General features: G+C 64.0%; 16 protein-coding genes. 12 read left to right on the top strand and 4 right to left on the bottom strand.

The genetic code is table 11. The annotated features are described in order from the left end of the window. The first annotated feature begins 118 nt into the window (after positions 1-118). Together XM53_RS05345 and XM53_RS05340 are read left to right on the top strand one after the other, a co-directional pair. Entirely contained in the window at positions 119-622 is a 504-nt protein-coding gene (locus XM53_RS05345) for a hypothetical protein (protein ID WP_057791010.1), read from the top strand. A gap of 9 nt (positions 623-631) precedes the next feature. Next, on the top strand, positions 632-1,105 hold the full coding sequence (locus XM53_RS05340; protein WP_057791008.1) for a GNAT family N-acetyltransferase: 474 nt from the start codon (positions 632-634) through the stop codon (positions 1,103-1,105). Here the strand turns inward: XM53_RS05340 and XM53_RS05335 are convergent. Continuing rightward, on the bottom strand, positions 1,093-1,473 hold the full coding sequence (locus tag XM53_RS05335) for a hypothetical protein (protein ID WP_057791006.1): 381 nt from the start codon (positions 1,471-1,473) through the stop codon (positions 1,093-1,095). The two genes, XM53_RS05340 and XM53_RS05335, sit on opposite strands and share 13 nt — an antisense overlap. Before the next feature lie 185 nt (positions 1,474-1,658). On the opposite strand from XM53_RS05335, the gene XM53_RS05330 reads away from it, so the two are divergent. The 8 genes from XM53_RS05330 to preA all read left to right on the top strand — a co-directional run bounded on the left by XM53_RS05330 (position 1,659) and on the right by preA (position 9,157). Next, on the top strand, positions 1,659-2,297 hold the full coding sequence (locus tag XM53_RS05330) for a PRC-barrel domain-containing protein (protein ID WP_236544423.1): 639 nt from the start codon (positions 1,659-1,661) through the stop codon (positions 2,295-2,297). 284 nt (positions 2,298-2,581) lie between these two features. After that, positions 2,582-3,982, top strand: a complete 1,401-nt coding sequence (locus XM53_RS05325; protein ID WP_057791004.1) for a selenium-binding protein SBP56-related protein — start codon at positions 2,582-2,584, stop codon at positions 3,980-3,982. Positions 3,983-4,041: 59 nt separating this feature from the next. After that, the gene (locus XM53_RS05320) at positions 4,042-4,698 is read left to right on the top strand and encodes a hypothetical protein (protein WP_057791002.1); all 657 of its coding nucleotides are present in this window, start codon (positions 4,042-4,044) and stop codon (positions 4,696-4,698) included. A gap of 63 nt (positions 4,699-4,761) precedes the next feature. Further along, on the top strand, positions 4,762-5,112 hold the full coding sequence (locus XM53_RS05315; protein ID WP_057791000.1) for a Lin0512 family protein: 351 nt from the start codon (positions 4,762-4,764) through the stop codon (positions 5,110-5,112). Further along, positions 5,109-5,471, top strand: coding sequence for a Lin0512 family protein (locus XM53_RS05310; protein WP_057790998.1), 363 nt, complete (start codon positions 5,109-5,111; stop codon positions 5,469-5,471). Before XM53_RS05315 ends, XM53_RS05310 begins: the two co-directional genes overlap by 4 nt. Positions 5,472-5,545: 74 nt before the next feature. Further along, complete coding sequence (locus XM53_RS05305) at positions 5,546-6,313, top strand: FCD domain-containing protein (protein WP_057790997.1); 768 nt, start codon at positions 5,546-5,548, stop codon at positions 6,311-6,313. Between the two features lie 205 nt (positions 6,314-6,518). Continuing rightward, positions 6,519-7,841 carry an NAD(P)-dependent oxidoreductase gene (locus XM53_RS05300; RefSeq protein WP_057790995.1) on the top strand — a complete coding sequence of 441 codons (1,323 nt, stop codon included), beginning with the start codon at positions 6,519-6,521 and terminating at the stop codon, positions 7,839-7,841. Positions 7,842-7,852: 11 nt separating this feature from the next. Beyond that, positions 7,853-9,157, top strand: coding sequence for an NAD-dependent dihydropyrimidine dehydrogenase subunit PreA (gene preA / locus XM53_RS05295; protein ID WP_057790993.1), 1,305 nt, complete (start codon positions 7,853-7,855; stop codon positions 9,155-9,157). A 75-nt stretch (positions 9,158-9,232) separates the two neighbouring features. Here preA and XM53_RS05290 read toward each other — a convergent pair whose 3' ends face one another. The 3 genes from XM53_RS05290 to XM53_RS05280 form a co-directional block, all read right to left on the bottom strand. Continuing rightward, positions 9,233-9,463 carry a hypothetical protein gene (locus tag XM53_RS05290; RefSeq protein ID WP_057790991.1) on the bottom strand — a complete coding sequence of 77 codons (231 nt, stop codon included), beginning with the start codon at positions 9,461-9,463 and terminating at the stop codon, positions 9,233-9,235. Between the two features lie 97 nt (positions 9,464-9,560). After that, positions 9,561-10,028: a hypothetical protein gene (locus XM53_RS05285; protein ID WP_144435458.1), complete on the bottom strand. Its 468-nt coding sequence runs from the start codon at positions 10,026-10,028 to the stop codon at positions 9,561-9,563. A gap of 130 nt (positions 10,029-10,158) precedes the next feature. Next, a complete protein-coding gene (locus XM53_RS05280; RefSeq protein ID WP_236544422.1) occupies positions 10,159-10,785 on the bottom strand; it encodes a TetR family transcriptional regulator C-terminal domain-containing protein in 627 nt (208 codons plus the stop codon). Between the two features lie 192 nt (positions 10,786-10,977). Here XM53_RS05280 and XM53_RS05275 point away from each other — a divergent pair, with 192 nt between their 5' ends. Then, positions 10,978-12,228 carry a Zn-dependent hydrolase gene (locus XM53_RS05275; protein WP_057790987.1) on the top strand — a complete coding sequence of 417 codons (1,251 nt, stop codon included), beginning with the start codon at positions 10,978-10,980 and terminating at the stop codon, positions 12,226-12,228. Between the two features lie 144 nt (positions 12,229-12,372). Next, positions 12,373-12,684, top strand: coding sequence for a GIY-YIG nuclease family protein (locus tag XM53_RS05270; protein ID WP_236544421.1), 312 nt, complete (start codon positions 12,373-12,375; stop codon positions 12,682-12,684). Positions 12,685-12,719 lie beyond the last annotated feature (35 nt).

Raw genomic sequence — 12,719 nt, 5'->3', positions numbered from 1 at the left:
AAGACTGAAACCTTTTCCGTCTGTTTCGCTCCGCCTGTTCTTGCGCGTTATTGCGGCGTTCGCCCCCGGAACATATGCTGCGACACAGTTCAATAGCGACGTTGTGGATAATCACGCCATGGCCAATCCCATTGCCCTTCTTGTTGCCGGTCTCGCCGGCGGAGCCGGCCTGGGCGCGTTGGTCACCGCCACGGTGATCGACCGTCCCGCCATGTCCAAACATGGCATGTCCGAGGGTATGGCGCACGACCATTCCGCCCATGACCACGGTCAGGAGCACGCCATGCATGACCACAAGAAGGTCGAGGCCAGCGACCCGGCTCCGACATTGGCCATAGAGGTTCATCCCGACGGTCCGCAAAGCCGCAACCTGCACATCGTCACCACCAACTTCACCTTCGACCCCGAAGGCGTGAACGGCGACCACCGTCCGGGCCACGGCCACGCCCATGTCTACATCAACGGCGTGAAACAGCCCCGCGCCTACAGCCCATGGGTGCAACTGGACGCCCTGCCAGTAGGCACGCACGAGATCCGCGTCACGCTCAACGCCAACGATCACGGCCACCTTGCCACGGACGGCACGCCGATCGAGGCCGTGACGACCGTGACCGTCGAATAGGTCCCCGCAATGCTCATCATCGAACAGGCCAACCCCAAGGCCCCCGGCCCCCGCGCCCTGCTGGAACAAAGCCACGCCATGATGCGCGCGCTTTTTCCGCCCGAAGACAACTATTTCCTCGACCTCGAGGAGCTGCGCGGGGCCGGCATCTGCTTTCTCGCCGCCCGGGACGGGGCAGAAACGCTGGGCACCGGGGCGCTTGCCTTCAAGCGCGGCTACGCCGAGATCAAGTCGATGTTCACCTCTCCCGCCGCCCGCGGCCGCGGCGTCGGTGCCGCGATCCTGCGCGCGCTCGAGGACGAGGCCCGGGGCGACGACGTGCCCATTCTGCGATTGGAGACCGCCGAGGCGCTCGACGCCGCGATCCGCCTTTATGAACGCCACGGCTTCACCCGGTGCGGCATCTTCGGCGACTACCGCCCGAACACCACCAGCGTCTACATGGAAAAGGTCCTGGTCCCGACCACGGCTCAGAACGGGTAACAGATCAGCTCGCCGCCCTCCGCGTCCAGCTCGAAGGCGTCGCATTCAAGATACGTCTCGGGTCGTCTTGGCGCCGGCGCGCCCGCCCCGCAATCCAGCGTGGCCCGCATCATCGCCTGATCCCCGCTCAGCCGGTCCACCCGGCATCCGCTGACCCGCTCGATGGCCAGAACCGCGGGCACGCCCACGCTCGACAGCCGCATCGCCGGTTGCGGGTTCAGCCGGATCGCTTCGGCCCGCCGCCCCGCCACGCGGATGTCGAAGACCGATGGACCCATCTTGATCCGCACCGGCGAAATCCCGGAAAACTCCGGGCTGGGCGTCCCGCACGCCCCGAGCACCAGCAATGACAAGAGCAGCCTGAACATGGACGCAGTTTGCCGGAAGCAAGGTTAAGAAATCATGAGCGTCAGGGCCTCGGGCGGACGCGCAAACGTATTCCCCCCGCTGAGAGTTTCATCTTCTAAGCTTCAATTTTTCAATACTTTTTCGGAACGACATGCCCCCGTCGCCGCGTTTTCTCTCCAGAACCGAAACGAACAGGAGAAACGCAATGCAACTCTTTGGAACTACGGCAATCGCATTGGCGCTTGCAGCTACCACCGCAGTCGCACAGAGCGACACGAACACCGAGATGGACACCGATACCGAGACCACCCAAGTCGAGTCCAACTCCGAAATGGACACGGCCGAAGACGCGGGCACGCACAGCAGCAGCGACGTTCAGGACGATCAATCGGCCATGACCGAGGACAACTCCGACATGGACACCGACCAATCCGCCATGAACGACAGCGACAGCAGCATGGCGTGGGACAAATCCAGCGCAGAGATGTCCCAGATGCAAGGCGAGCTGATCCGCAGCCGCGATATCACCGGCGGCGCCGTCTATACCACCAACGAAGCCAACGACGAAGGCGAAGCCTGGGAAATGGCTGAATACAGCGAAGTCGGCTCCGACTGGAACCAGATCGGCGAGATCGAAGACCTCGTCATGTCGCAAGACGGCAAGCTGACCGGCATCGTCGTCGAAGTCGGCGGTTTCCTCGACATCGGTGACAAACACGTTCTGCTGTCGGTGAAGGACGCCAAACTCGTCCCCGTCGATGACATGAGCTACACCTTCGTGACCAAGTTCAACGAAGAAGAAATCGAAGCCATGAACGGCGTTGACGAGGCGTTCTGGAACTAAGCGCAGACACGTATCGCTTTTGCCGCCGCCCCTTGTCGGGCGGCGGCTTGCGCTTGCGCATCCGCCCGACCAGAATGCACTTTCAAGCTCCGGCGTGCTGCCAAGCGCGCCGTTTTTCAAACCCGTGAACACGCCGTAGAATGGGATCGCCCGCGCTCCTTGACCGTGTGCCACATCTTCACCTTTGGAAATAAAAATTGGCCGATTGCCGATTCTATGAGACGGTTTTCTCGCAGGCTGCGCGAAAGCGGAACACCGTCCGCATCCAAGGGAGGATTTGCACCATGAACCTGAGACCCGACCCCACGTTCTATCCAACCCCGAAAATGGCGATGGCGGCCCCCGCCGAAAAGCTCGCCTTCACCCTCATGCTCAGTCCCGACGGCAGCCAGCCCGACGGCCTCGCCATCGTTGACGTCGACCCAAGTTCCAAGACCTATTCCCAGATCGTCCATCAGGTCATCATGCCCAACAAGGGCGACGAGTTTCACCATTTTGGCTGGAACGCCTGCTCCTCGTCCCTCTCACCGCTTGCCGGGCACGCGTTCCTCGAACGGCGCTACCTGATCATCCCGGGCATCCGCTCGTCCCGCATCTATGTGATCGACGTCAAGGAACCTCTCAAGGCCAAGATCCACAAGATCATCGAACCCGAAGAAGTGTTCGCCAAGACCGGCTATTCCCGCCCCCACACAATCCATTGCGGCCCCGAAGGCATCTATGTCTCGACCCTTGGCGGCGGCGGCAAGGACGGCACCGACGGCCCTCCGGGCATCTTCATCATGGATTGCGAAACGTTCGAGATCCTCGGCCGCTACGAGATGGACCGCGGTCGCCAGGACAAGCACTACGATTTCTGGTGGAACCTGCCTCGCGACTACATGGTAAGCTCCGAATGGGGCCTGCCCCCGCAATTCGAGAACGGCATCGTGGCCGAGGACCTGCTGTCGAACAAGTACGGTCATTCGATCCATTTCTGGAACCTGCGTCAGCGCAAGAACGTCCAGACCATCGACCTGGGCGAAAACCATCAGATGGCGCTTGAAATCCGCCCCGCGCACGACCCGGCGAAGGATTACGGCTTCTGCGGCGTGGTCGTGGACACCACGAACCTGCAAGGCTCGATCTTTGTCTGGTGGCAAACGGACGACGGCACCTTCGACGCCAAGAAGGTCATCACCATCGACCCGCGCCCGGAAAAGGCCGAGAACCTGCCGCCGCTCCTACAGGGGTTCGAGGCCGTGCCGCCGCTCGTCACGGATATCGACCTCTCGCTCGACGACCGGTTCCTCTACGTCGCCTGCTGGGGCCTGGGCGAGATGCATCAATACGATGTCTCCGACCCCTTCAACCCGACGCTGGCCGGCAAGGTCGAACTGGGCGGCATCGCCCGTGGTGCCAAGCATCCCAACGGCAAGGATTTCGTCTACGGCCCGCAAATGGTGGAAATCAGCCGCGACGGCAAACGTGTCTACTGGACCAACTCGCTCTATTCCACGTGGGACGATCAGTTCTACCCGGATGACGAGGGCGGACAGATGGTCATGGCCAATGTCGGCGAAAATGGCGGGCTGGAACTGGACAAGGATTTCTTCGTCGAATTTCCCGAAGGTTACCGCAGCCACCAGATCCGGCTCGAAGGCGGCGACTGCTCCACCGACAGCTTCTGCTACCCGTCGGTCTGATCCATGCGAAACGGCGTCCCGGGCTTGACCCGGGACCTCCCCGGGGCTGAAGAAACCCCATGACCGCTGACATCTCCACGACAGCGGCCCTGTGGTGGGCCGTCCTCGCATCCGGCCTCTACCACGGCATCAATCCCGGCATGGGCTGGCCCCTCGCCGTGTCCTCGGCCCTGATGGAGCGCCGCCAATCCAGCCTCTTCAAGGCGCTCGCCGCCTTGGCCTTGGGCCACCTTCTAGCGATGGCCGCGATCCTCCTGCCATTCTCCGCGCTCCTGTGGCTCGCCGAGTGGCAGACCGCCCTCCAGACCGGCGCAGCCCTCCTCGTCATAGCCCTGGGCATCTACCTGCTGATCAACCGCCGCCACCCGCGCTTTCTGGCACGCGTGCCGCCCTCGCGCCTCGCCCTCTGGTCCTTCCTCGTGGCCATGGCGCACGGTGCCGGCCTCATGCTGGTCCCGATCTATCTCGGCATCTGCGAAACCGCCGATGCCGGCCACACTGCCGCAGGCAGCCTCATGCGCGGCACGCTCTCCACCGCGCTGCTGGTGGCGCTCGCCCACACCGCCGCCATGATCCTCTCCGGCGGCGCACTCGCGCTTGGCACCTACCACTGGCTCGGCCTCAAATTCCTGCAACGCACGTGGTTCAATCTCGATATCCTCTGGGCGCTCAGCCTCATCTTCGTCGGCCTCCTCGCCCTCCTGCTGACCCACTGACGCCTTGCGTTTTCACTGTTCCGAAAATACTCAAATCCCGACACCAGCCACCGGAGCCCCTACATGCCCAAAACACGCCTTCTCACCGAATTCGGCATCGGCTCGTCCCTGCGCCACCGCGACTATACCGCCGCCGCCCGCCGCGCGCTTCAGGACGCACTCTGGCGCAACTCCATCAACCTTGCAGAGCTTTTCGGCCAACCCAAAGAGGCGATGATCATCGACGTCGAAATCGCCGCCCCCGACCCCGATGCGGTCGATACCACGGCGCTCGCGGATATCTTCCCCTATGGCCAGGTCACCGTCACCGCGCACAAGGGCGGCCTCGACGTGCCCCGTCCCGACGGCGGCACGCCCACGGTCATCGTCAACGCCGCCATCAATGTCAGCCTGAATCTGGAGCCCGCGAAATGACCGATCACCGCTTCATCATCGAAATGGGCATGGGCAACGACCAATACGGCATGGACTATCAAAAGGCCGCCGCCCGCGCGATCGAATCCGCCATCCGGCGCTCGGCCATCCCGATGTATTCGACGACTTCGCTCGACCCGTCGCAGATGCGCGTAGTGGTCACAATCGGCGTGCAGGAACCCGATAAGCTCGACACCGATGCGCTCGCCGCCTGCCTGCCCCGCGGAAACGCCACCGTCACCGCCACGTTCGGCGGGCACAACGTGGTGAACCCCGACACCGGCGACACAATCGTCATAGCCACGGCGGCGGTCGAGGCATTCCTGCCCGACCAATCGGGCAACTACATCTCCGGCTGACCACGAACGGCCCGGCGCTTGCCCAATGTCGCCTCTGGTCATATGATTTGACCAATTCAATCCCGAGGCGCACTATGCCGTTCCAGAAAGTTACCCCGGAAAAGCTCTCGCTCGCGGTCACGCGCCAGATCGAGAAACTGATCCTGCGTGGCATCCTGCGCCCCGGCGAACGCCTGCCATCGGAACGCGACCTTGCCGATCGCTTCGGCGTCTCGCGTCCGTCGCTGCGCGAGGCGGTGTCCGAACTTCAAGACAAAGGCCTGCTGACCACCCGCGCCGGCGCCGGCATCTTCGTGGCCGACGTTCTGGGCAGCGCCTTCTCTCCCGCCCTGATCGAGCTTTTCGCAAGCGATGACGAAGCCGTCTTCGATGTCATCGCCTTCCGCCGTGACATGGAAGGCCTCGCCGCCGAACGCGCTGCACGGCTGGGCTCGGACACCGACCTTCAGGTCATCGCCGCCACCTTCGACCGGATGGAAAGCGCGAAAGGCCGCGCCAACCCCGAACGCGAGGCGCGGCTCGATGCCGAGTTCCACATGGCCATCCTCGAGGCCAGCCATAACGTGGTCATGCTGCACATGATGCGCTCGATGTTCCAGATGATGCAGGAGGGCGTGTTCTACAACCGGCAGGTCATGTTCAAACAGTCCACCACGCGTTCCAGCCTGCTGGACCAGCACCGCGCGATCCGCGACGCCATCCTCGCCCGCGACCCCGCAGCGTCCCGCGCGGCAGTCGAGGCCCATCTTGATTTCGTCGAGCGGGCGCTGGCCGACCAGCGCCGCGCCGAGGCGCATGAACACATTGCCCGCCAGCGCCTCGAACACGAGAACTACCGCTGACTCCTTTCCGGACATCGTAGGGTGGGTGGTTCTGCGCACCGCGCAGGTTCACCCACCGCCACGCCAGCCGCCAAACACATCAGAGCCTGTCGCGTCTGCACGCGCGCCCCTTCCACCTGTTCACAAACTGCCTAAATTTTACCAATTGATAAAATTTTGATCTGTGCAATACTTTCCTCAAAGCGCACAGCCACTGGAGCCTTCCATGAGCCATTCCGCCCTGACCCCCGGCATCACCTCCGGCCGCTTGTCAGACGATGACCTCGCCCGCAATTTTTCCGACCTGCATCCGCCGCTCGACCCGCACGAGGCGCTCGTGGCCGCCGACCGCTGCTATTTCTGCCACGATGCGCCCTGCATCACGGCCTGCCCCACCGATATCGACATCCCGCTCTTCATCCGCCAGATCGGCACCGGCACGCCCGAGGCCGCCGCCAGGACGATCCTGAGCCAAAACATCCTTGGCGGCATGTGCGCGCGCGTCTGCCCGACAGAGACGCTCTGCGAACAGGCCTGCGTGCGCGAAGCCGCCGAAGGCAAGCCCGTCCTCATCGGGCAACTCCAACGCTACGCCACCGACACCCTTCAGGCCGCGGGCACGCATCCCTTCGCCCGCGCGCCGGAAACGGGCAAGTCGGTCGCCGTGGTGGGCGCGGGACCGGCCGGTCTGGCCTGCGCCCATCGTCTGGCGATGCATGGCCATGCCGTCACGCTCTATGACGCGCGGCCCAAGCCCGGCGGTCTCAACGAATACGGCATCGCCGCCTACAAGACGGTCGACGGCTTTGCCGAGCGCGAGGTCGACTGGCTCTTGCAGATCGGCGGCATCACCCTTGAGAACGGCAAGGTCCTTGGCCCGGACCTCAGCCTTGACACCCTGCGTGGCCAGTTCGACGCGGTTTTCCTCGGCATCGGCCTGGGCGGCGTCAACGCGCTGGGCCTCGACGGCGAGGACAAGACCGGCGTGCTCGACGCGGTCGATTTCATTTCCGACCTGCGCCAGGCCAGCGACCTGCGCGCGCTTGAGGTGGGCCGTGACGTGGTCGTGATCGGCGGCGGCATGACCGCCATCGACGCCGCCGTGCAGGCCAAACTGCTGGGCGCGCTCAACGTCACGCTGGTCTATCGCCGTGGCCGCGACCGCATGAACGCCAGCGTCTTCGAGCAGGACCTCGCCGCGTCCAAGGGCGTGCGTATCATCACGAACGCCACGCCCCGCGCCCTCCACGGCAACGGCACGGTCCGCGAGATCGAGTTCGAATACACCGACGACGCCCTCACCCCCACGGGCGAAACCGTCCGCATCCCCGCCGACCAGGTGTTCAAGGCCATCGGCCAGGCGCTTGCCGGCGATGCCCTGCCCGATCTGGACGGCCGCAAGATCGCCGTCACCGGCGCGGGCCGCACCACTGTTGCCGGCGTCTGGGCGGGGGGCGACTGCGCCGCGGGCGGCGACGACCTGACCGTCACGGCGGTGGCCGAGGGCCGCGACGCCGCCGAAGACATCCACGCGACCCTGAGCGCCTGAAGGAGCGAGTCATGGCAGACCTGACCACCAATTTCATCGGCATCACCTCGCCCAACCCGTTCTGGCTGGCCTCCGCCCCGCCCACGGACAAGGAGTATAACGTTCGCCGCGCGTTCGAGGCCGGCTGGGGCGGCGTGGTGTGGAAGACCCTGGGCGAGGAAGGCCCGCCCGTCGTCAACGTCAATGGCCCCCGCTACGGCGCCATCTGGGGCGCCGACCGCCGCCTGCTGGGCTTGAACAATATCGAGCTGATCACCGACCGGCCTTTGCAAACCAACCTCGACGAGATGACGCGAGTCAAGAAAGACTACCCCGACCGCGCCCTCATCGCGTCCCTGATGGTGCCCGTGAACGAGGACAGCTGGAAGTCCATCCTCGACCGCGTGCTGGAAACCGGATGCGACGGGGTGGAGCTCAATTTCGGCTGTCCTCACGGCATGTCCGAACGCGGCATGGGGTCCGCCGTGGGCCAGGTGCCGGAATACGTGGGCCAGGTCACGGAATGGTGCAAGAAACACTCAGACCTGCCCGTCATCGTGAAACTCACGCCCAACATCACCGACGTGCGCAAACCGGCGCAGGCAGCCAAGGATGGCGGCGCCGACGCGGTCTCGCTGATCAACACGATCAACTCTATCACCTCCGTCAACCTCGACAGCTTCGCGCCTGAGCCCACCATCGACGGCAAGGGCGCCCATGGCGGTTATTGCGGCCCGGCGGTGAAACCCATCGCTCTCAACATGGTGGCCGAAATCGCCCGCACACCGTCGCTCGCCGGTCTGCCAATCTCGGGTATCGGCGGCATCACCACCTGGCGCGACGCGGCGGAATTCATGTCGCTGGGGGCAGGCAATGTGCAGGTCTGCACGGCGGCCATGACCTACGGCTTCAAGATCGTGCAGGAAATGATCTCGGGCCTGTCGCAGTTCATGGACGAGAAGGGCTTCACCTCGACGGACGAACTTGTCGGCCGCGCCGTCCCGAACCTTTCGGACTGGCAGCACCTCAACCTCAACTACGTCACCAAGGCCCGGATCGACCAGGATCTCTGCATCAAGTGCGGCCGCTGCTATGCTGCCTGCGAGGACACGTCGCACCAGGCCATCTCGATGTCCCTGGACCGCACGTTCGAGGTGATTGACGCCGAATGCGTCGCCTGCAACCTTTGCGTCAATGTCTGCCCGGTCGAGAACTGCATCACGATGGAGGAACTGGCCGCCGGCACGACCGACCCGCGCACGGGAAAGACGGTGCAGGACGACTACGCCAACTGGACCACCCACCCCAACAACCCCGGCACCTGCGCCGCGGAATAACCCCCAGATTCTTCGTACGAAGAATCTTACCCCAAGAAAATTCGTACGAATTTTCTTGGCGTGCGCCACTGTGGATCAAAACACGATCCGAATGGGCCCCGCATGGCAGACAACGATCATCTGGTCCCCGGTTTCGATCAGGTGATACCCTCGCCTGCGCACTTCGCGCTCGAACGCGTCGCGGCCGACCTCGCGTTCCACCCAACGACGCGACCGGCGCACCACAGCGCCCTTTTGGGCCGACTGGCTCGAGAAGAGTTGCGCCACCCAGGGCGCGGCAGGGACGGGATGGATGATTTGCGTCATCCCTCGACACTGCCGCCACCGTGGTAAAAATCAGGTTAAGGAGCCAAAGACCGTCCGCTACGCCGCGCATCGTCAGCCAAGGTTTCCCGCGCGGTCCTCAAGATCCGTCTTCGACGGCGGGAATGTCTGACGGACCTGGCGCCTGGTCGCCGCTGACCTCGATCTTCAGAACCGCGATCATCTCGCGCAGGTCGGTGATGTCGCGCACCGCCCGCGACTGCTCCAGCCGTGTACTGGCCCGCAGCAGGTCCTGCTGCCGTCCGACCAGTTCGTACTGTGCCGCAACCAGTTGATCGCGCGGGGTTTCCTGGCTCTTGATCCGCGCGTCGAGCACGCTTTCGCCCGACGCCTTGGCCGGCAATCGTGAAACAGCGTCATGACCGATACGCAGCGTTGCATCCGGCCGCGGCTCGTCCCCGCCCGTGGCGTTGTCGGAATTGTTGCCGCTCGCACTGCTTTCCGCGGACCCCGAGGCGCTCTTGACGGCGAGTTTCTGAAGGTTCTGTCCGGCACCGGCCGGCACCGAGGGCAGAAAGGTCACAGGGGCTGGTCCTGTGATGTTCATGTGTCCACTCCAAACACGGGGGATCGCTTGATCCGGCACCCGCACCCAACACACACCATAGCACGGCGCGGGCGCACCCCGCGACCGTAATCTAGACAGCATTTTATATGTATCGTGTCCCTCGCGGGCGTCAGACTGCCAGCGTCCGGCGATAGAGCGCATCCAGAAAAACCGACGCCTCGCCATGCACGTCCCGCCCGTCCATGAGCGCCTGCAGCTGCGCGTCGAAATCCGCGTAATGCTGGGTCGTGGACCAGATCGAAAAGATCAGGTGCCGGCCATCCACGGGCTTCAGCCGCCCGGCCGCCGCCCAGGATTCGATCAGCGCCGCGGTCTCGTCCACCAGCGGCTTGAGGTCCGACACCAGCCCCGCCCCGATCATCGGCGCGCCTTGCAGTATCTCGTTGGCAAACAGCCGGCTTTCCCGCGGAAAGGCCCGGCTCATCTCCAGCTTGCGATGCACATAGCGCAGGATCTCTTCCAGCGGCTCGCCCCCGGGGTCGATTTCGCGCATCGGATCCAGCCACGTGTCCATCAGACCGTTGAGCAGCGTGACATGGATCTCTTCCTTGCCCGCGAAATAATACAGGATGTTCGGCTTCGACAGCCCCGACGCCTCGGCGATCTGGTCCAGCGTCGCGCCCCTGAACCCGTGCATCGAAAACACGTCCAGCGCCGCGTCCAGTATGCGCTTGCGGTTGCGCAGCTGTATCCGGCTCGGCTTGGCCCCGCCCTCGGGCGTCATCCCGTCTTCCATCGCGCCTCTCACATTTCCCTGCCCGAAGATTTAGCACCGCCCGGCCCGAATTGGCCAGCGGCGGGTGCAATGCTTGACATGCCCGCCCCGCTTCGCAATCGTGGTTTTACCATTTGGTAAAAAAGTGGCAACCGGGATGGCAGCCAGTATCGCGTCCACCCGTGCTATGATACGACAGACAGGGGGACAGCGATGACCGCACCGGGCCAAAACCTCAAGATCGACGGCGACAGGCTCTGGGACAGCCTGATGGAAATGGCCAAGATCGGCCCCGGCGTCGCGGGCGGCAACAACCGCCAGACCCTGACCGACGAGGATGCCGAGGGCCGCGCACTCTTTCAGTCGTGGTGCGAGGCGGCAGGGCTTTCCATGGGCCTCGACACGATGGGCAACATGTTCGCCCGGCGCGAGGGCACCGACCCCGACGCGCTCCCCGTTTACGTCGGCTCCCACCTCGACACGCAACCCACCGGGGGCAAGTATGACGGCGTTCTGGGCGTTCTGGGGGGCCTTGAAATCATACGCACCCTCAACGACCTCGGCATCAAGACGAAACACCCCATTGTGGTTACAAACTGGACCAACGAGGAAGGCACGCGCTACGCCCCCGCCATGCTCGCCTCGGGCGTCTTCGCCGGCGTGCACGACCAGCAATGGGCCTACGACCGCGTCGATGCCGACGGCAAGAAATTCGGCGACGAGCTCGACCGCATCGGCTGGAAAGGCGATGAACCCGTTGGTAACCGCAAGATGCACGCGTTCTTCGAGCTGCATATCGAACAGGGCCCGATACTGGAGGCCGAAGGCAAGGATATCGGCGTCGTCACCCACGGGCAGGGCCTGCGCTGGATCGAATGCACCGTGACCGGCAAGGAAAGCCACACCGGCTCCACCCCGATGCACATGCGCAAGAACGCCGGCCGCGGCCTCGCCCGGATCACAGAACTGGTCCACGAGATCGCCATGAAGAACCAGCCCAACGCCGTCGGCGCCATCGGCCAGGCCAACGTCTATCCCAACAGCCGCAACATCATCCCCGGCAAGGCGGTCTTCACCATCGACTTCCGGTCGCCCGATCTGGACAAACTCGAAGGGATGGTCGCCGAGCTTTTGGAAAAGGCCCCCGCCCTCTGCGAGGAGATCGAGGTCGGCTTTGCCTCCGAGATCGTCGGCCAATTCAACCCGCCCGCCTTTGACGAGACCTGCGTCAAGGCCGTCCGCGACGCCGCCGAACGTCTGGGCTATTCCCATATGGACATCGTCTCGGGCGCGGGCCACGACGCCTGCTGGATCAATGACGTCGCACCGACAGCGATGGTCATGTGCCCCTGCGTCGACGGGTTGTCGCACAACGAGGCCGAGGAGATCTCCAAGGACTGGGCCACGGCGGGCGCAGACGTGCTGATGCACGCGGTGGTCGAAACGGCGGAGATTGTGGAGTGACATCGCCCAATGCCCACCCCGTCCCGGGCTTGACCCGGGACCTCCCGGCCACGCCGCGCAACGCAGTCCCGGACTTGATCCGGGACCTCCCGGCCACCCGCGTCCCGCCGCAAACACCAAAGCCGCGTTCACACCAAATTAACCATGTTCCCACACCACCGGACCATGGCGTTCTACACCTACATCATGGCCTGCCGATCAAACACGGCGATCTACGTTGGAACCACAGGCAACCTGCGCGACCGCGCGGCCCAACACCGGCTGGGGGCCGGGTCTATGCAAACGTCGAAATACAACATCGCCAAGCTGGTCTACTTCGAGACCCACGAAACACTGGATGCCGCCATCGCCCGCGAAAGAAAGCTGAAACGCTGGCGGCGCGAGTGGAAAGACAAGCTGATCGAACACGCAAACCCAAGCTGGTCCGACTTGAGCATGGAGGCCTCGTTTCTCTGAGGTCCCGGATCAAGTCCGGGACTGCGTAGCACCAG

The organism is Roseovarius atlanticus (assembly GCF_001441615.1).
Classification (GTDB): Bacteria; Pseudomonadota; Alphaproteobacteria; order Rhodobacterales; family Rhodobacteraceae; genus Roseovarius; species Roseovarius atlanticus.
The sequence above is the reverse complement of the archived record's forward strand: the minus strand, read 5'-3'. Positions and strand labels throughout refer to the sequence as shown.